The 17,311-nt window shown below is 71.6% G+C and carries 17 protein-coding genes; 9 read left to right on the top strand and 8 right to left on the bottom strand.

What is annotated here, in order from left to right:
* The first annotated feature begins 29 nt into the window (after positions 1 to 29).
* Positions 30 to 1,073, top strand: coding sequence for a zinc-dependent alcohol dehydrogenase family protein (locus tag AB0Q96_RS04955; RefSeq protein WP_365321756.1), 1,044 nt, complete (start codon positions 30 to 32; stop codon positions 1,071 to 1,073).
* Between the two features lie 18 nt (positions 1,074 to 1,091).
* On the opposite strand, the gene AB0Q96_RS04950 is transcribed toward AB0Q96_RS04955, so the two are convergent.
* Both AB0Q96_RS04950 and AB0Q96_RS04945 read right to left on the bottom strand, forming a co-directional pair.
* Positions 1,092 to 2,393 (bottom strand): CoA transferase, encoded by a 1,302-nt coding sequence (locus tag AB0Q96_RS04950; RefSeq protein WP_365321754.1) that lies wholly within the window; start codon positions 2,391 to 2,393, stop codon positions 1,092 to 1,094.
* Positions 2,394 to 2,487: 94 nt separating this feature from the next.
* On the bottom strand, positions 2,488 to 4,023 hold the full coding sequence (locus AB0Q96_RS04945; RefSeq protein ID WP_365321752.1) for a S8 family serine peptidase: 1,536 nt from the start codon (positions 4,021 to 4,023) through the stop codon (positions 2,488 to 2,490).
* Positions 4,024 to 4,295: 272 nt separating this feature from the next.
* Between AB0Q96_RS04945 and AB0Q96_RS04940 the strand changes: the two genes are divergently transcribed.
* The 3 genes from AB0Q96_RS04940 to moaA all read left to right on the top strand — a co-directional run bounded on the left by AB0Q96_RS04940 (position 4,296) and on the right by moaA (position 7,454).
* On the top strand, positions 4,296 to 4,667 hold the full coding sequence (locus AB0Q96_RS04940) for a DUF485 domain-containing protein (RefSeq protein WP_365321750.1): 372 nt from the start codon (positions 4,296 to 4,298) through the stop codon (positions 4,665 to 4,667).
* Positions 4,664 to 6,301, top strand: a complete 1,638-nt coding sequence (locus tag AB0Q96_RS04935) for a cation acetate symporter (protein WP_365321748.1) — start codon at positions 4,664 to 4,666, stop codon at positions 6,299 to 6,301. The genes AB0Q96_RS04940 and AB0Q96_RS04935 overlap by 4 nt, the downstream gene beginning before the upstream one ends.
* Before the next feature lie 163 nt (positions 6,302 to 6,464).
* On the top strand, positions 6,465 to 7,454 hold the full coding sequence (moaA, locus tag AB0Q96_RS04930; protein ID WP_365321747.1) for a GTP 3',8-cyclase MoaA: 990 nt from the start codon (positions 6,465 to 6,467) through the stop codon (positions 7,452 to 7,454).
* On the opposite strand, the gene AB0Q96_RS04925 is transcribed toward moaA, so the two are convergent.
* A complete protein-coding gene (locus AB0Q96_RS04925) occupies positions 7,437 to 7,655 on the bottom strand; it encodes a hypothetical protein (RefSeq protein WP_365321745.1) in 219 nt (72 codons plus the stop codon). The two genes, moaA and AB0Q96_RS04925, sit on opposite strands and share 18 nt — an antisense overlap.
* Positions 7,656 to 7,839: 184 nt before the next feature.
* Positions 7,840 to 8,175: a DUF3099 domain-containing protein gene (locus AB0Q96_RS04920; protein WP_365321743.1), complete on the bottom strand. Its 336-nt coding sequence runs from the start codon at positions 8,173 to 8,175 to the stop codon at positions 7,840 to 7,842.
* Positions 8,176 to 8,344: 169 nt separating this feature from the next.
* Between AB0Q96_RS04920 and AB0Q96_RS04915 the strand changes: the two genes are divergently transcribed.
* On the top strand, positions 8,345 to 8,620 hold the full coding sequence (locus AB0Q96_RS04915) for a GlsB/YeaQ/YmgE family stress response membrane protein (protein WP_365321741.1): 276 nt from the start codon (positions 8,345 to 8,347) through the stop codon (positions 8,618 to 8,620).
* 88 nt (positions 8,621 to 8,708) lie between these two features.
* Here the strand turns inward: AB0Q96_RS04915 and tyrS are convergent, their stop codons facing one another.
* The 3 genes from tyrS to AB0Q96_RS04900 are packed head-to-tail and all read right to left on the bottom strand — an operon-like array spanning position 8,709 to position 12,953.
* Positions 8,709 to 9,974 carry a tyrosine--tRNA ligase gene (gene tyrS / locus AB0Q96_RS04910; protein WP_365321739.1) on the bottom strand — a complete coding sequence of 422 codons (1,266 nt, stop codon included), beginning with the start codon at positions 9,972 to 9,974 and terminating at the stop codon, positions 8,709 to 8,711.
* Between the two features lie 58 nt (positions 9,975 to 10,032).
* A complete protein-coding gene (locus AB0Q96_RS04905; RefSeq protein ID WP_365321737.1) occupies positions 10,033 to 11,424 on the bottom strand; it encodes a metallopeptidase TldD-related protein in 1,392 nt (463 codons plus the stop codon).
* Positions 11,421 to 12,953 carry a TldD/PmbA family protein gene (locus AB0Q96_RS04900; RefSeq protein ID WP_365321735.1) on the bottom strand — a complete coding sequence of 511 codons (1,533 nt, stop codon included), beginning with the start codon at positions 12,951 to 12,953 and terminating at the stop codon, positions 11,421 to 11,423. Before AB0Q96_RS04900 ends, AB0Q96_RS04905 begins: the two co-directional genes overlap by 4 nt.
* A 186-nt stretch (positions 12,954 to 13,139) precedes the next feature.
* On the opposite strand from AB0Q96_RS04900, the gene fabG reads away from it, so the two are divergent.
* The 3 genes from fabG to AB0Q96_RS04885 all read left to right on the top strand — a co-directional run bounded on the left by fabG (position 13,140) and on the right by AB0Q96_RS04885 (position 15,277).
* Positions 13,140 to 13,856, top strand: coding sequence for a 3-oxoacyl-[acyl-carrier-protein] reductase (fabG, locus tag AB0Q96_RS04895; protein WP_365321734.1), 717 nt, complete (start codon positions 13,140 to 13,142; stop codon positions 13,854 to 13,856).
* A 4-nt stretch (positions 13,857 to 13,860) separates the two neighbouring features.
* Positions 13,861 to 14,637, top strand: coding sequence for an enoyl-ACP reductase FabI (gene fabI / locus AB0Q96_RS04890; RefSeq protein WP_365321732.1), 777 nt, complete (start codon positions 13,861 to 13,863; stop codon positions 14,635 to 14,637).
* A 247-nt stretch (positions 14,638 to 14,884) separates the two neighbouring features.
* The gene (locus AB0Q96_RS04885) at positions 14,885 to 15,277 is read left to right on the top strand and encodes a hypothetical protein (RefSeq protein WP_365321730.1); all 393 of its coding nucleotides are present in this window, start codon (positions 14,885 to 14,887) and stop codon (positions 15,275 to 15,277) included.
* Here AB0Q96_RS04885 and AB0Q96_RS04880 read toward each other — a convergent pair.
* The gene (locus tag AB0Q96_RS04880) at positions 15,246 to 15,935 is read right to left on the bottom strand and encodes a FadR/GntR family transcriptional regulator (RefSeq protein ID WP_365321728.1); all 690 of its coding nucleotides are present in this window, start codon (positions 15,933 to 15,935) and stop codon (positions 15,246 to 15,248) included. The genes AB0Q96_RS04885 and AB0Q96_RS04880 overlap by 32 nt on opposite strands.
* A gap of 71 nt (positions 15,936 to 16,006) precedes the next feature.
* Here AB0Q96_RS04880 and AB0Q96_RS04875 point away from each other — a divergent pair, with 71 nt between their 5' ends.
* Positions 16,007 to 17,302 carry an MFS transporter gene (locus AB0Q96_RS04875; RefSeq protein ID WP_365321726.1) on the top strand — a complete coding sequence of 432 codons (1,296 nt, stop codon included), beginning with the start codon at positions 16,007 to 16,009 and terminating at the stop codon, positions 17,300 to 17,302.
* Positions 17,303 to 17,311: the final 9 nt, after the last annotated feature.

Here is a 17,311-nt window from a genome sequence, read left to right as displayed (position 1 = left end):
GAGTCTGAGCACAGCGAGGAACGTCCGTCATGCGCGCCACCACCATCCACGCCCCCTTCGACATGCGCGTGCAGGACGTGCCCGACCCGGTGATCCAGGACGCCACGGACGTCGTCGTCCGGGTGGTCCGCGCCTGCATCTGCGGCAGCGACCTGTGGGCCTACCGCGGCGAGTCCGCCCGGCAGCCCGGCCAGCGCATCGGCCACGAGTTCCTCGGGATCGTCGAGGAGGCCGGCGCCGAGGTCCACGGCTTCCGCAAGGGCGACCTCGTCGTCGCGCCCTTCGTCTGGTCCGACGGCAGCTGCGACTACTGCGCCGAGGGCCTCCAGACCTCCTGCCCCAACGGCGGCTTCTGGGGCTCCGTCGGCTCCGACGGCGGCCAGGGCGAGGCCGTCCGGGTCCCCTTCGCCGACGGCACCCTCGTCAAGCTGCCCGCCGAGGCCGCCTCCGACGACCACCTGCTCACCGCCCTGCTCGCCCTCTCCGACGTCATGGGCACCGGCCACCACGCCGCCCTCGGCGCCGGCGTGACCAAGGGCTCCACCGTCGCCGTCGTCGGTGACGGCGCCGTCGGCCTGTGCGGCGTCCTCGCCGCCAAGCGGCTCGGCGCCGACCGGATCATCGCGCTGGGCCGCCACACCGCCCGGACCGACATAGCCCGCGCCTTCGGCGCCACCGACGTCGTCGCCGAGCGCGGCGAGGCCGCCGAGGCCGCCGTCCGCGAGCTCACCGGCGGCCAGGGCGCCCACGCCGTCATCGAGGCCGTCGGCACCGAGCAGTCCATGCGCACCGCCGTCGGCATCGCCCGCGACGGCGGCTCCGTCGGCTACGTCGGCGTCCCGCACGGCAGCGGCACCGGCCTCGACCTGTCCGTCATGTTCGACCGCAACATCGCCCTGCGCGGCGGTGTCGCCCCCGTCCGCGCCTACATCCCCGAGCTGCTCCCGGACATCCTGGACGGCACCATCGACCCGTCCCCGGTCTTCGACCTGACCGTCGGCCTGGACGGCGTCCCCGAGGGCTACCGGGCCATGGACGAGCGCACCGCGCTCAAGGTCCTCGTCAGGCCGTAGCCGTCACCCGCGGCGCGATCAGCCCGTGACCCAGGCGGGCCGGTCCGCCCCCGCCACCCCCGGCGGCCGCGACCAGGCCGCCGGGCCGCCCTCGAACGCCACCGGCGACAGCGCGTGCCGCAGCCGCCCCAGCGGGCCGTCCGTCTCCGCCAGGTACCGCCCCGGTTCGTAGCGGGGGAGGGTGCCCGTCAGCCAGTGCCCGGTCTGCGCGAGGGCGAGCCGGACCAGGCGGGTGCCGCCCTCGCGGTCCTGCTCGGTCAGCGAGCGCAGCACCGCCGCCGCCAGCAGATAGCCCGTGCCGTGGTCCAGGGCCTGCGCCGGCAGCGCGCCCGGCTCCGCCGCCGAACCCTCCACGGTCGCGATGCCCGTCGCCACCTGCACCAGGCTGTCGAAGCCGCGCCGCCCGGCCCACGGCCCGTAGTCGCCCCACGCGGAGAGCCGGGCCACCACCAGGCCGGGGCGGTGCGGGTCGAAGCGGTCCAGGGCGCCCGGCCGGTACCCGGTCACCAGGACGTCCGCCGCGTCGAGCAGCTCGTCGAAGGTGCGCCGGTCCGACGGACGGTCCAGGTCCAGCGCGGCCGTCCGCTTCCCGACGTCCGTCTCGGCATGCTGGTCCGGCAGCTCCGGGTTGCCCGGCGGGTCGATCCGCAGCACGTCCGCGCCGAGCAGCGCGAGCGTCCGGGTGGCGACCGGGCCCGCGATGACCCGGGTCAGGTCGAGCACCCGCAGCCGGCGGCCCGCCCGCTCCCGGGGCGCCGCCTCGTCCAGCCGCTCCCTGCTCAGCAGCGGCCGGGCCGCCACCTCCCGGCCCTGCTCGGTCGCGGCCCACTCCTCGGGCGTGCGCAGGGCGACGGCGAGGCCCCCGGCCCCGTACACGAGCGACTCGACCTCCACCGCGGGCCGCCCGGCGATCGCCGCCGCGACCGCCTCCACCGAGTCGGCGGCGCCGAGCGCGGCGAGCAGCGCGGCCTTGTGGTGCGGGTAGTTGGCGTGGGTGCGCACCCAGCCGTCGGCGGCGCGCCAGAAGCGGGACAGGGGCGCGAAGTTGACCGGGGCCCGCCCGTCCACCCGCAGATGCCGCTCGCTCACGAACGCGGTGGCCACCGCCCCGTCGTCCACCCGGGCCGGCCCCGCGAGCCCGGCGTGCTCGACGGCGGCCAGCGAGCAGACCGCGACGGTCGCCCGCGCCAGGTCCATCACCGGCAGCCGGGCCGGCAACAGCCCCGAGGGCCCGCCGTACACGACCCGGTCGAGCAGGGCGGGATCGCCGCCCAGGGCCGACCACAACAACTCCGTACCGCTGCGCACCGTGGTGTCCATGCCCGCATGATGGCACTCGGTGCCACATGAAGAGGCCCTGGTGTGGCGCACCACACCAGGGCCTGATCACCGATCAGAAGACGGTCCTACCCGCTTACCTGCGGACCGCGTCCAGCGCGTCGACGATGCCCGCGCCGTAGAAGCCGTTCTTGTTCTTGCCGCCCTCGCACACCGCGTCGACGGTGCCGTCGCCCTCGATGTCGTACGGGTTGGTGCACGCGCGCTTGTCGGCCTGCGCGTACAGCAGCGCCTTCAGGGCCGCCGGCGAGGCGTGCGGGTGGGTCGACTTCAGCAGCGCGAGGACGCCCGCCACGTGCGGCGAGGCCATCGAGGTGCCGGCCTTGTAGTTGTAGCCGCCGTTGACCGTGGTCGACAGGATGCGGCCGTTGACCGCCGGGGCGTCCGGGGTCTGGTACTCGGTGCGGTCGCCGCCGGGCGCCGCCACGTCGATGACGCCGAGACCGTAGTTGGAGTAGGACGCCTTCAGCTCCTTGGCGCCGGTCGCGGAGACCGTCACCACGCCCGGCAGCTGCGCCGGGTAGTCGAAGCACTCCTTCGGGTTGATCACCCGGTCACCGGGAGTGGTGTCGTTCGGGCTGCTGTTGTCCACGATCGAGTCGGCCGCGAGGTCGAACTTCGAGTTGCCGGCCGCCGCGACGTTGACCGTGCCCCTGCGCTCCGCGTAGCGGGTCGCACGGGTGACCGCCTCGATGAGGGCCTTCTGGTCCGCGTCGTTCTTGCACGCGAACATCCACGGGTCGGTGTAGTAGCTGTTGTTCGTGACGTCGATGCCGTGCTCGGCCGCCCACACGAAGCCGCAGACCACGGCCTCGGTGTAGAAGAAGCCGTCGGGCGTCGACACCTTGATGCCGGCCAGCTTCACGCCCGGCGCGACACCGGTGACGCCGATGCCGTTCTTGGCGGCGCCGATCGTGCCCGCGACGTGCGTGCCGTGGTCGGACTCGCCCGCGTTGGGACGCCACGAGCCGGGGGTCGTGTCCGCCTTGCCGCTGACGCAGTTGGCGGACGCCTTGGCGTCGAAGTTCGGCGCCAGGTCCGGGTGGGTGTCGTCCACACCGGTGTCGATGATGCCGACCGTGACGCGCTTGCTGCCCAGCGTCTTCTGGTGGGCCTTGTCCGCCTTGATCGCCGGCAGGTCCCACTGCAGGGGCTCCAGCGGGTCCTGCTCGTCCGTGGCGGCGGCCGTGGCGGCCTTCACCTCGGCCGGGGTGAGGGCCTGGTCGCCCTCGCCGACGGAGTCGTCCTGGGCGGCCTTCAGCGGCGCCGTACGGGTCGCGCCGGCCGAGGCCACCCCGCGCACCTTGCGGATCGTGTCGCCGAACGCAGGGTTCTTGGAGCGGACGACTATCACGCCTATCTGGTCGTAGGACACGACCACTTCACCGCCGGCGGCGGCGATCGCCTTCTTCACCGAGGCGGCCGTCCAGCGGCCCCCCTCGACGTTGACGACGTACGAGAGCTGCGGGCCGTCGGTGGACACGGCGGCCGTGACGTCACTCAGCTCCGCGGCGGAGGCGGCGCCGGAGGGCAGGAAGCCGAGCGAGGCCGTGAGCGCGAGACCAACCGGCAGAGCGAGTACTCGGCCGCGCCTCGATCCCAGATGAGCCATGGGTTCTCCACATCATCCGTCTGTACTGTCCGCGCGCCGATTGCATGCGAACAGGTGCATGACGAGTGAAGCTATCGCCGATCTTCCCCACGATTCAATGAGTTGAGAAGACTTCATGAAGATCGGGCAAAAGAAATCCTCGGCGTGAACCGCTTCGCGGTGCCCTCCGTGCCGTTGAGCAAGGGAGCCGGCTCCGTCCTGAAGCCCCCGCTCCGCACCTCAGTGAGGCCCCCTTGTCCATGCCGTCCGTCCCCGCGTCACGAGGAGATTCCGTGGCTACCGAAGCACCGCCGCCGCCGAGAGGCACCGAGACCGAGCACGGTCCCGTCCAGCCCACCACGGAGCAGTTCATCGAGGTCCAGGAGGGCGAGGAGTTCGGCGAACTGCGCCGCACCTACCGCTCGTTCGCCTTCCCCCTGACGATCGCCTTCATCACCTGGTACCTGCTGTACGTCCTGCTCTGCAACTACGCGGGCGACTTCATGGGCACCCGGGTGTTCGGCAACGTCAACGTGGCCCTCGTCCTCGGCCTCGGTCAGTTCGCGACCACCTTCCTCATCGCCTGGCTCTACTCGCGGCACGCGGCCCACCGCCTCGACCCGAAGGCCGAGGCCATCAAGGCGCGCATGGAGGCCGACGCATGAGCACCCCCGCCGACACCCCCCTCCTGCTCGCCGCCGGCAGCGGCGCCGGCGAGCACCGCCCGCTGATCATCGGCCTGTTCGCGGCCTTCGTGGTGGCCACCCTCGTCATCACCGTCTGGGCCGGCCGGCAGACCCGCAGCGCCGCCGACTTCTACGCCGGCGGACGCCAGTTCACCGGCTTCCAGAACGGCCTCGCGATCTCCGGCGACTACATGTCCGCCGCGTCCTTCCTCGGCATCGCCGGAGCCATCGCCCTCTTCGGCTACGACGGCTTCCTCTACTCCATCGGCTTCCTCGTCGCCTGGCTCGTCGCCCTGCTCCTGGTCGCCGAACCGCTGCGCAACTCCGGCCGCTTCACCATGGGCGACGTCCTCGCCTACCGGATGCGCCAGCGCCCCGTCCGCACCGCGGCGGGCACCTCCACCATCGTCGTCTCGATCTTCTACCTGCTCGCCCAGATGGCCGGCGCCGGCGTCCTCGTCTCGCTGCTGCTCGGCATCACCAGCGACGGCGGCAAGGTCGCGATCGTCGCCCTCGTCGGCGTCCTGATGATCGTGTACGTGACCATCGGCGGCATGAAGGGCACCACCTGGGTGCAGATGGTCAAGGCCGTGCTGCTCATCGCGGGCACGCTGCTGATCACCTTCCTCATCCTGCTGAAGTTCCACTTCAACGTCTCCGAGCTGCTCGGCGCCGCCGCCACCAACAGCGGCAAGGGCGAGGCATTCCTCAAGCCCGGCCTCAAGTACGGCGCCACCGGCACCTCGAAGCTGGACTTCCTCTCCCTCGGCATCGCGCTCGTCCTCGGCACGGCCGGCCTGCCGCACATCCTCATCCGCTTCTACACGGTGCCCACCGCCAAGGCCGCCCGTAAGTCCGTCAACTGGGCCATCGGCATCATCGGCGCCTTCTACCTGATGACGATCGTGCTCGGCTTCGGCGCCGCCGCCCTGCTCAAGAACAGCGACATCATCGCCTCCAACAAGGCCGGCAACACCGCGGCCCCGCTCGCCGCCCTGGAGATCGGCGGCGGCGCCGGATCGACGGGCGGCGCGCTGCTGCTCGCCGTCATCTCCGCCGTCGCCTTCGCGACCATCCTCGCCGTCGTCGCCGGCCTCACCCTCGCCTCGTCCTCGTCGTTCGCGCACGACATCTACGCCAACGTGATCCGCCGCGGCCAGGCCACCGAGAAGGAGGAGGTACGGGCCGCCCGCTGGGCCACCGTCCTCATCGGCATCGTCTCGATCGCCCTCGGCGCCCTCGCCCGCGACCTCAACGTGGCCGGCCTGGTCGCCCTGGCCTTCGCCGTCGCGGCCTCCGCCAACCTGCCGACGATCCTCTACAGCCTCTTCTGGAAGCGCTTCACCACCACCGGAGCGCTCTGGTCGATCTACGGCGGACTGATCTCCGCGGTCGTCCTGGTGCTGTTCTCGCCGGTCGTCTCCGGCAAGCCCACCTCGATGTTCAAGAGCGTGGACTTCTACTGGTTCCCGCTGGAGAACCCGGGCCTCGTCTCCATCCCGCTCGGCTTCCTGCTCGGCTGGCTCGGCTCGGTCCTCTCCAAGGAGCGGCCGGACAAGGGCAAGTACGCGGAGCTGGAGGTCAAGTCGCTCACCGGCACCGGAGCGCACTGATCCGGATACCGTCCGCAGTCGTCCGGCGGCCGCGTCGTAGAGTTCTACGACGCGGCCGGTCCGGTCCTCGTGACAATCGGGCCGTGCCCGGTGTCCGACCGGTCACGTAGGCTCGAACGAGAGAGACCGGGACCATCCGGCGGAAGAAGGGGAGGGGGGCCCAGTGCTCATCGACACCTACGGGCGGGTCGCCACCGACCTGCGCGTCTCCCTGACCGACCGGTGCAACCTGCGCTGCACCTACTGCATGCCCGAAGAGGGCCTCCAGTGGCTGGCCAAGCCGGATCTGCTCACCGACGACGAGATCGTCCGGCTGATCCGCATCGCCGTCACCGACCTGGGCGTCACCGAGGTCCGCTTCACCGGCGGCGAGCCGCTGCTCCGCCCCGGCCTCGTCGGCATCGTCGAGCGCTGCGCCGCCCTGGAGTCCCGCCCCCGCATGTCGCTCACCACCAACGGCATCGGCCTCAAGCGCACCGCCGCCGCCCTCAAGGCGGCCGGCCTCGACCGGGTCAACGTCTCGCTCGACACCCTGCGCCCCGAGGTCTTCAAGACCCTCACCCGCCGCGACCGGCACCACGACGTCCTCGACGGCATGGCCGCCGCTCGCGACGCCGGACTCACCCCGGTCAAGGTCAACGCCGTCCTGATGCCCGGACTCAACGCCGACGAGGCCCCCGACCTGCTCGCCTGGGCCATCGCCGAGGGGTACGAGCTCCGCTTCATCGAGCAGATGCCGCTCGACGCCCAGCACGGCTGGAAGCGCGACGGCATGATCACCGCCGGGGACATCCTGGAGTCGCTGCGCACCCGCTTCGCGCTGACCGCCGAGGGTGAGGGCGAGCGCGGCTCGGCCCCCGCCGAGCGCTGGACCGTCGACGGCGGCCCGCACACGGTCGGCGTCATCGCCTCCGTCACCCGCCCGTTCTGCCGGGCCTGCGACCGTACCCGGCTCACCGCCGACGGCCAGGTGCGGACCTGTCTGTTCGCCACCGAGGAGACCGACCTGCGGGCCACGCTCCGCTCGGGCGCGCCGGACGAGGCGGTCGCCGAGATCTGGCGGAAGGCGATGTGGGGCAAGAAGGCCGGCTCGGGCCTGGACGACCCGGACTTCCTCCAGCCCGACCGGCCGATGTCAGCGATCGGCGGCTGAGTCCCACTCGGCGAAGGGGACGACGTCCTTCAGGAAACCCCGTACGCCCAGGAACTGGGAGAGGTGCTCGCGGTGCTCCTCGCACGCGAGCCAGGTCTTGCGCCGCTCCGGCGTGTGCAGCTTGGGGTTGTTCCAGGCGAGGACCCAGACGGCATCGGCCCGGCAGCCCTTGGCGGAACAGATCGGCTTCTCTTCGCTCACTGGACCAATGATCACAGGGTCATTGTCCAGCAAGGGCGATGCCGAGCAGCCACGGGGGGAGCTGCCCGGCATCGGTCCGTCGCTCCGACGGGGGATGCGGAGCGCGTAGGCAGTATGTCATGGCCCATGGGGTGCGGTGCACCGGAACTTCACGATTGATCTGAGCGCTTCTTGAGCTTCGCGCTCACGCTGCGTGATCGTTTCCGCCGTCCCGGCGTTCCGCATCGGCTTCCAGCTCAGGCCGTACCGGCGGGGGGATGAACGAGGAGGGAAGGGACGGCGCGGACTCGCGTCCGGCGTTGGCGATCACCACCGCGACATAGGGGAGCAGCGCCCCGATCACGAGCGCCACGACGGCCACGTACCGCTCCACGTTCCACAGCGAGGCGGCCGCGATCACGGAGAGCGTGCGGATCGACATCGAGATGACGTACCGCCGCTGCCGGCCGCGGACGTCGTCGGCGAGGCCCTGCCGGGCGCCGGTGATCCGGAAGACCTCGGTACCGCCATGCTTCCGCATCACATTCCACCACCCAGCAGCCGTGCCGGACTCTCCCCGGTCCGTACCTGCTTCCACGGTACGCCGGTCCCTCCCGGCGGAGGAGACCGGGGCACGGATGGAGTCGCCCGACATGCGCCGTATGGGCCACGGCCCGAGACTGGGCACACATGCGCACGAGGAGGCGGCGATGGGTTGGTTGTGGGCGATCATTGTGGGCTTCGTCCTGGGTCTGATCGCGAAGGCGATCCTCCCGGGCAAGCAGCAGATCCCGCTGTGGTTGACGACCGTGTTCGGCATTGTCGGAAGCGTGCTCGGCAACGCGGTCGCGACCTGGATCGGGGTCAACGACACCAAGGGCATCGACTGGACCCGTCATCTGCTCCAGCTCATCGGCGCCATCGCCGTGGTGGGCGTGGGGGACATGCTGTGGACCTCGATCAAGGGCAACAAACAGCGGGCCTGAGCGGCCGGCCGACAGCACCCGGGCAGCACGGAGGCCCGGTACGCGCACCGCGCGCGTACCGGGCCTCCGCCCTGATCACGGCCTCGGACTAGCCGACGAACTCGATCGCCGCCAGGTTCTTCTTGCCCCGGCGCAGCACCAGCCAGCGCCCGTGCAGCAGCTCGTCCGCCGACACCGCGGCGTCCTCGGCGGTCACCTTCACGTTGTTCAGGTAGGCGCCGCCCTCCTTCACCGTGCGGCGGGCGCCCGACTTGCTCGGCGCCAGGCCGACCTCGGTGAACAGGTCCACCACCAGGCCGAGCTCCGACACCTGCGCGTGCGGCAGCTCGGAGAGGGCCGCCGCGAGGGTCGGACCGTCCAGCTCGGACAGCTCGCCCTGGCCGAAGAGCGCCTTGGAGGCGTCGATGACCGCCTGGCACTGGTCGGCGCCGTGCACCAGGGTGGTGAGCTCCTCGGCGAGCGCCCGCTGGGCGGTACGGGCCTGCGGCCGCTCCGCCGTCAGCTTCTCCAGCTCCTCCAGCTCCTCGCGGGACTTGAAGGACAGGATCCGCAGGTACGTGGAGATGTCCCGGTCGTCCACGTTCAGCCAGAACTGGTAGAACGCGTACGGGGTGGTCATCTCCGGGTCGAGCCAGACGGCGCCGCTCTCGGTCTTGCCGAACTTGGTGCCGTCGGCCTTGACCATCAGCGGCGTCGCCAGCGCGTGGACCTGCGCCTCCGGCTCCAGCCGGTGGATCAGGTCGAGCCCGGCCACCAGGTTGCCCCACTGGTCCGAGCCGCCCTGCTGCAGCGTGCAGCCGTGCCGCCGGTACAGCTCCAGGAAGTCCATGGCCTGGAGCAGCTGGTAGCTGAACTCCGTGTAGCTGATGCCCTGCTCGGACTCCAGGCGCCGGGCGACGGAGTCCTTGGTCAGCATCTTGTTGACCCGGAAGTGCTTGCCGATGTCCCGCAGGAACTCGATCGCCGACAGGCCGGCGGTCCAGTCCAGGTTGTTGACCATGACCGCGCCGTTCTCGCCCTCGAAGGAGAGGAACGGCTCGATCTGCGAGCGCAGCCGGTTCACCCAGTTCGCGACCGTCTCGGGGTCGTTCAGGGTGCGCTCGGCGGTCGGCCGAGGGTCACCGATCTGGCCGGTGGCCCCGCCGACCAGCGCCAGCGGCCGGTGCCCGGCCCGCTGGAGCCGGCGGACGGTGAGCACCTGGACCAGGTGGCCGACGTGGAGACTGGCCGCGGTCGGGTCGAAACCGCAATAGAACGTGACGGGACCGTCCGCGAGGGCCTTGCGCAGGGCCTCTTCGTCGGTGGACTGGGCGAAGAGCCCACGCCACTTCAGCTCGTCGACGATGTCGGTCACGTCGTCCGTCTCCTAGTGATGGTTGGCGGTCATGGTTGTCCCGGCCAGTCTAGGCGGGTCAGACGCCCTTGCTGACCGAGCTCATGTTGAAGTCCGGCACCCGCAGGGCGGGCATCGCGGCCCGGGTGAACCAGTCGCTCCACTCGCGCGGCAGCGTCTTCTCCGTCCGGCCCGCCTCGGTGGCCCGCGACAGCAGGTCCACCGGCGACTCGTTGAACCGGAAGTTGTTCACCTCGCCGACCACCTCGCCGTTCTCGACGAGGTAGACGCCGTCCCGGGTCAGGCCGGTGAGCAGCAGCGTCGCCGGATCGACCTCGCGGATGTACCAGAGGCAGGTCAGCAGCAGGCCCCGCTCGGTGGCCGCGACCATCTCGTCCAGGGAGCGCTCGCCGCCGCCGTCCAGGATCAGGTTCCCCGCTCCCGGGGCCACGGGCAAGTGAGTAAGGCCCGCGGTGTGCCGGGTGGTGATCAGATGGGCCAGCTTCCCGTCCCGTACCCAGTCCACCGGCTCGACCGGCAGGCCGTTGTCGAAGACGGACGAGTCGTCGCCGGAGGAGTGGGCGATCACGAACGGCGCGGACTCCAGGCCCGGCTCGTTCGGGTCGCTGCGCAGGGTCAGCGGCAGCGGCGAGAGGGTCTCGCCGAGCCGGGTGCCGCCACCGGGCTTGGAGAAGACCGTCCGGCCCTCCACCGCGTCCCGGGCCGTCGAGGACCACAGCTGGTAGATCAGCAGGTCGGCCACGGCGGTCGGCGGCAGCAGCGTCTCGTACCGCCCGGCGGGCAGCTCGATCCGGCGCTCGGCCCAGCCGAGCCGGACCGCGAGCTCGGCGTCGAGCGCGGCCGGGTCGACGTCCTTGAAGTCGCGGGTCGAGCGCCCCGCCCACGCCGAGCGCGAGCGGTCCGGCGACTTGGCGTTGAGCTCCAGGGTGCCCTTCGGCTGGTCGTGCCGGAGCCGGAGCCCGGTGGACGTGCCGAGGTAGCTGGAGGTGAACTCGTGGTTGGCGAATCCGTACAGTTCCCGGCCGCCGGCCCGGGCCCGGGCGAAGGCCTCGCCGAGCGCGGGCGCGAACGCGTCGAAGACCGCGGAGGTGGTCTCCGCCGGCGCGTCCGTGAAGTCGGGCGACGAGGGCACGCCCGTCACCAGCGGCTGGGCGTCCTCGGCGGGCCCGGCCGCCCGCGCGGCGGCCTCCGCCTCGCGGACCAGCGGCTCCAGGTCGGCCGCGGTCACGGCCGAGCGCGAGACGACGCCGGAGGCGGTGCCCTGGGCGCCGTCCACGGTGGCGATCACGGTGAGGGTGCGGCCGCGGGTCACGCCGTTGGTGGTGAGCGCGTTGCCGGCCCAGCGCAGGTTGGCCGAGGACTCCTCGTCGGCGATGACGACGCAGCCGTCCGCGCGGGACAGCTCCAGGGCCTTCTCGACGATCTCGTACGGCTTGCTGACGCGGCTCATCGACCGGCCTCCTGCGTCGTGTTCAGGATGTTGACGCCCCGGAAGAGGGCGGAGGGGCAGCCGTGGGACACGGCGGCGACCTGGCCCGGCTGGGCCTTGCCGCAGTTGAACGCGCCGCCGAGCACGTACGTCTGCGGGCCGCCGACCTGCTCCATGGAGCCCCAGAAGTCGGTGGTCGTCGCCTGGTACGCGACGTCCCGCAGCTGGCCGGCGAGCCGCCCGTTCTCGATGCGGAAGAAGCGCTGGCCGGTGAACTGGAAGTTGTAGCGCTGCATGTCGATCGACCAGGAACGGTCGCCGACCACGTAGATGCCCCGCTCCACGCCCCCGATCAGGTCCTCGGTGGACAGCCCGCCCGGGTCCGGCTGGAGCGACACGTTGGCCATCCGCTGCACCGGCACGTGGCCGGGGGAGTCGGCGAAGGCGCAGCCGTTGGAGCGGCCGAGACCGGTCAGCTTCGCGATCCGCCGGTCCAGCTGGTAGCCGACGAGCGTGCCGTCCTTCACCAGGTCCCAGGACTGGGCCTGGACGCCCTCGTCGTCGTAGCCGATGGTGGCGAGCCCGTGCTCGGCGGTGCGGTCACCGGTCACGTTCATGACCGAGGAGCCGTACGCCAGCTTGCCCAGCTGGTCGAAGGTGGCGAAGGAGGTGCCCGCGTACGCCGCCTCGTAGCCGAGGGCGCGGTCCAGCTCGGTGGCGTGGCCGATGGACTCGTGGATGGTGAGCCACAGGTTCGACGGGTCGACGACCAGGTCGTAGCGGCCGGCCTCGACGCTCGGCGCCCGCATCTTCTCGGCGAGCAGCCCCGGGATCTCGTCGAGCTCCTTGTCCCAGTCCCAGCCGGTGCCCGTCAGGTACTCCCAGCCTCGCCCGACCGGCGGCGCGATGGTCCGCATCGAGTCGAACTCGCCGGTGGTCTCGTCGACGGCGACCGCGGTCAGCTGCGGGTGCAGCCGGACGCGCTGCTGGGTGGTGACGGTGCCCGCGGTGTCCGCGTAGAACTTGTTCTCGTGCACCGTGAGCAGCGAGGCGTCCACGTGCGCCACGCCGTCGGCGCGCAGCAGCCGCGCGCTCCAGTCGGCGAGCAGCCCGCTCTTCTCCTCCGCGGAGACGGCGAAGGGGTCGATCTCGTACGAGGAGACCCACACCTTCTCCGCGTGCACGGGCTCCGCGGCCAGCTCCACGCGCTCGGTGGACCCGGCCGCCGCGATCACCTTCGCCGACAGCTTGGCCATGGCCACCGCCTGCGAGGCGACCTTGGCGGCCCCGTCCATGGTGAGGTCGACGCCGGAGGCGAAGCCCCAGGCCCCGCCGTGCACCACCCGCACCGCGTAGCCGAGGTCGGTGGTGTCCGAGGAGCCGGACGGCTTCGCGTCCCGCAGCCGCCACGAGGCGCTGCGCACCCGCTCCAGGCGGAAGTCGGCGTGGTCGGCGCCGAGCGCCCGCGCGCGGGCGAGCGCCGCGTCGGCGAGTGCCCGCAGCGGAAGCGCCGTGAATGCTTCGTCGAGGGAATGGGGGCCAGATGGCACAGCTGTCTCCTGTCGTGTGAGACCGGTCGTCCCTGATCATGTCGCGCTTTACGCCGGGATGCCCAGACCATTCTGTAGGGATCCGACAGTGACATCCGTACGCCACTGTCAGGGCCCGATTCTCCGTATCGAGGAACGGACCGATAGGTTTTCGGCATACCAGACCGCTATCGAAAGGGTGATCCGTTGAGCCGCTCGGTTCTCGTCACCGGAGGAAACCGGGGCATCGGCCTCGCCATCGCCCGCGCGTTCGCCGAGGCCGGCGACAAGGTCGCGATCACGTACCGCTCCGGCGACCCCGCGGAGCTGGAGAAGGCCGGCTTCCTGGCCGTCCGCTGCGACATCACGGACACCGAGCAGGTGGACCAGGCGTACAAGGAGATCGAGGAGAAGCACGGTCCGGTCGAGGTCCTCGTGGCCAACGCCGGCGTGACGAAGGACCAGCTCCTCATGCGCATGTCCGAGGAGGACTTCACGTCCGTCCTCGACACCAACCTCACCGGCACCTTCCGGGTCGTGAAGCGCGCCAACCGCGGCATGCTGCGCGCCAGGAAGGGCCGCGTCGTGCTGATCTCCTCGGTCGTCGGTCTGCTCGGCTCCGCGGGCCAGGCGAACTACGCCGCCTCGAAGGCCGGACTGGTCGGTTTCGCGCGTTCCCTCGCCCGGGAACTGGGGTCGCGCAACCTCACCTTCAACGTCGTCGCGCCCGGTTTCGTCGACACCGACATGACCGCCGTCCTCACCGACGAGCAGCGCGCCGGCATCGTGTCCCAGGTACCGCTGGGCCGTTACGCGCAGCCCGAGGAGATCGCCGCCGCGGTGAAGTTCCTCGCCTCGGACGACGCCTCGTACATCACTGGAGCCGTCATCCCGGTTGACGGCGGATTGGGCATGGGTCACTGATCACATGAGCGGAATTCTCGAGGGCAAGCGCATCCTGATCACCGGTGTGCTGATGGAGTCCTCCATCGCCTTCCACGCCGCGAAGCTGGCCCAGGAGCAGGGCGCGGAGATCATCCTCACCGCCTGGCCCCGGCCCACGCTGACGGAGCGCATCGCCAAGAAGCTCCCCAAGCCCGAGAACGTGAAGGTCCTGGAGCTCGACGTCTCCAACGACGAGCACCTCGCGCGCCTGGAGGGCCAGGTCCGCGAGCAGCTGGGCGACCGCCTCGACGGGGTCGTGCACTCCATCGGCTTCGCCCCGCAGGACGCGCTCGGCGGCAACTTCCTCAACACGCCGTTCGAGTCGGTCTCGACCGCCATGCACGTCTCGGCCTTCTCGCTGAAGTCCCTGACGATGGCGCTGCTCCCGCTGATGAGCGAGGGCGGTTCGGTCGTCGGCCTCACCTTCGACGCGAAGTTCGCCTGGCCGCAGTACGACTGGATGGGCCCGGCCAAGGCCGCCCTGGAGGCCACCAGCCGCTACATGGCGCGTGACCTGGGCAAGCAGAACATCCGCTGCAACCTGGTCTCGGCCGGTCCGCTCGGTTCGATGGCCGCGAAGTCCATCCCGGGCTTCGGCGAGCTGGCGAGCGTCTGGGACTCCCGCTCCCCGCTGGAGTGGGACCTGTCCGACCCGGACCCGGCCGGCCGCGCCATCGTCGCGCTGCTCTCCGACTGGTTCCCGAAGACGACCGGCGAGATCGTCCACGTGGACGGCGGCCTGCACGCGATCGGCGCCTGACGCCTCCCGTAGTGCTCCGAAGGGGCCGGACGACCGCCGGAAGGCGGGCGTCCGGCCCCTTCGCCGTTCCGCAACCCGGGCCCGAGTCGAAAAGTCTGGCGAATCACCGCAGACTGGTCGAAGCGTGACGTTCGGAGTGTGACATTCCGGCTACCTACAGGCTGCTGACTGGCGCTGACTGGCGCTGACCAGTGCTGACCAGTGCTGACAGGGGCTGACGGGCCACGGACGGGGAGGAGGTACGCACATGCGCGCGCTGTACTCCCGGGTCCCCGCTCTCGTCTCGGCCGCCGCGCTCCTCGCGGGTCTGGCCGGTCTCGCGGTCGCCGCCGAGGTACGGGCGGCCCCCGCCCCCGCCGAGGACGCGCGCCGCTCCGCCGCCGCGGCGCCGGACGAGAACGTCGGCGCCTCCTGCCACACGGTCGTCGAGGGCTCCACGGCCACCGCGCACTGCCAGAACCCCTACCCCCGCACCGACCGCGTCCGCCTCCACGTCGAGTGCGAGCGCTGGTGGGACGTGGACGGCGACAGCGCCCCGGTCGAGGTCGGCCCGGCCGACTACGCCCAGGTGAGCGGCCGCTGCTGGAAGGAGATCCGCTCGGCGTGGATCACCCACGAACCGGCGGCTCCGGGCTCCTGAGGCACAGGAACGGGTAGCTCGCCGCCTCCGCCGCCGCCCGCTCGGCGTCGCCCTCGCGCACCGCCTCGACCAGCCGAGCGTGGTCCATGTGGTTCTCCGGCCGCAGCTCCCGGCCGACGTCGCCGCGCAGCCACTCGCGCAGCACGTGCCCGAGGTCGGCGTAGAGCTCGGTCAGCACCTCGTTGTGCGAGGCCACCACCACCGCGTGGTGGAAGGCCGCGTCGACCGTCACGAACTCCTCCGCGTCACCCGACTGCCAGACCTCCTCGCGCCGCGCGAGCAGCGCGTCCAGCTGCTTCAGGTCCCGGTCCGTGCGCCGCTGCGCGGCCAGCCGGGCCGCCGAGGACTCCAGCGTCGAGCGCAGCTCCGCGATGTCCCGGGGGTCCGAGCCGGCGAACCTGCGGTGCATGACCCCGGCCAGTTCGCTGGTCGCGACCACGTACGTGCCCGAGCCCTGCCGGATGTCGAGCAGCCCGTTGTGCGCGAGGGCCCGCACCGCCTCGCGGACGGTGTTGCGGGCCACGCCGAGCTGTTCGACGAGCTCCGGTTCGGTGGGGATCCGGGTGCCCACCGGCCACTCGCCCGAGGTGATCTGGTTCCGCAGCTGGGTGATCACCTGATCGGAGAGTCCGGCTCGCCGGGGATGGCCGAGCGCCATGGGATGCACCTTCCGTCGTCTTCCGGTTCAAGATTGGACAACCAATCATCCCATGATTCTATGATGGCCTCATGCCTGACGAGCCGCAGACCCTCGCCCCCACCGCCGAGGCCGCCCCCACCGAAGCCCGCCCCCGCGCGGGCGCCGCCGATCCCACCGCACCCGCCGGCCCCGCCCGCTGGGTCGCCGGACTCGTCGCCGTCGGACTCGTCCTCGCGGCGGTCAACCTCCGGCCCGCCATCACCAGCCTCGGCGCCCTCCTCGAAGAGGTCAGCGACGGGCTCCACATGAGCGGCAGCGTCGCCGGCGTCCTCACCTCCGTACCGCCGCTCTGCTTCGCCGTCTTCGGCATCGCCGCCCCGCGCCTCGCCCGCCGCTTCGGCCCCACGGCCGTGGTCTGCGCCGGCATGGCCGCGATCTGCGCCGGACTGCTGCTGCGCCCCTTCGCCGGCGGCACCCCGGCCTTCCTCGCCGCCAGCGCCCTCGCCCTCATGGGCATCGCGCTCAGCAACGTCCTGATGCCGGTCATCGTCAAGAAGTACTTCCCCGACCGGGTCGGCAGCATGACCGGCCTCTACTCCATGGCCCTCGCCCTCGGCACCTCCCTGGCCGCCGCGGCGACCGTGCCCATGACCGCCGCGATGGGCGGCAGTTGGCGCCTGGGCCTCGGCGTATGGGCGGGCCTCGCGGCCCTCGCCGTGCTGCCCTGGCTCCCGCTGCTCCGCGACCGCTCCATGACCGCGCCCGGCGGGCCGGCCCTCGCGCCGGCCGCCGAACCCGCCGCCGCGCCCCGGGTCACCCGGAGCCGCACCGCCTGGGCCCTCGGCGTCTTCTTCGGACTCCAGGCCACCGGCGCGTACATCACCATGGGCTGGATGCCGCAGATCTTCCGCGACGCCGGCGTCCCCGCCTCCACCGCGGGCGTGCTGCTCGCCGTCACGATGGTCATGGGCGTCCCGCTCGCCTTCGTCATACCCCGGCTCGCGACCCGGATGAAGAACCAGGGCCCGATCGTCGTCGCCCTCGCCCTCTGCGGCCTCACCGGCTACACCGGACTCGCCTTCGCCCCCGCCGCCGGCGCCTGGCTGTGGGCCCTGCTCCTCGGCGTCTCCAACTGCGCCTTCCCGCTCGCCCTCACCATGATCGGGATGCGCTCGCGGACCGGCGCCGGCGTCGTCAGGCTGTCCGCCTTCGCGCAGAGCGTCGGCTACCTCATCTCCATTCCCGGCCCGCTCCTCGTCGGCATCCTCTACCAGCACAGCGGCGGCTGGCGGCTGCCCATCGCGCTCATGGCCGGCCTGATGATCCCCCAGATGATCGTGGGCAGCCTCGCCGGCCGGGACCGGACCGTCGAGGACGAATGCTGAGATGCGAGA

Origin of the sequence: Streptomyces sp. NPDC093111 (genome assembly GCF_040683955.1) — a bacterium.
Lineage (GTDB): Bacteria > Actinomycetota > Actinomycetes > Streptomycetales > Streptomycetaceae > Streptomyces.
This window is presented reverse-complemented; position numbering and strand designations above follow the sequence as displayed.

Excerpts from the sequence above, each read along its gene's own strand:
- AB0Q96_RS04955 (WP_365321756.1), top strand. The coding sequence starts at position 30 with ATGCGCGCCACCACCATCCACGCCCCCTTCGACATGCGCGTGCAGGAC.
- AB0Q96_RS04950 (WP_365321754.1), bottom strand. The coding sequence starts at position 2,393 with ATGGACACCACGGTGCGCAGCGGTACGGAGTTGTTGTGGTCGGCCCTG.
- AB0Q96_RS04945 (WP_365321752.1), bottom strand. The coding sequence starts at position 4,023 with ATGGCTCATCTGGGATCGAGGCGCGGCCGAGTACTCGCTCTGCCGGTT.
- AB0Q96_RS04935 (WP_365321748.1), top strand. The coding sequence starts at position 4,664 with ATGAGCACCCCCGCCGACACCCCCCTCCTGCTCGCCGCCGGCAGCGGC.
- AB0Q96_RS04920 (WP_365321743.1), bottom strand. The coding sequence starts at position 8,175 with ATGCGGAAGCATGGCGGTACCGAGGTCTTCCGGATCACCGGCGCCCGG.
- AB0Q96_RS04915 (WP_365321741.1), top strand. The coding sequence starts at position 8,345 with ATGGGTTGGTTGTGGGCGATCATTGTGGGCTTCGTCCTGGGTCTGATC.
- AB0Q96_RS04905 (WP_365321737.1), bottom strand. The coding sequence starts at position 11,424 with ATGAGCCGCGTCAGCAAGCCGTACGAGATCGTCGAGAAGGCCCTGGAG.
- fabI (WP_365321732.1), top strand. The coding sequence starts at position 13,861 with ATGAGCGGAATTCTCGAGGGCAAGCGCATCCTGATCACCGGTGTGCTG.
- AB0Q96_RS04885 (WP_365321730.1), top strand. The coding sequence starts at position 14,885 with ATGCGCGCGCTGTACTCCCGGGTCCCCGCTCTCGTCTCGGCCGCCGCG.
- AB0Q96_RS04880 (WP_365321728.1), bottom strand. The coding sequence starts at position 15,935 with ATGGCGCTCGGCCATCCCCGGCGAGCCGGACTCTCCGATCAGGTGATC.
- AB0Q96_RS04875 (WP_365321726.1), top strand. The coding sequence starts at position 16,007 with ATGCCTGACGAGCCGCAGACCCTCGCCCCCACCGCCGAGGCCGCCCCC.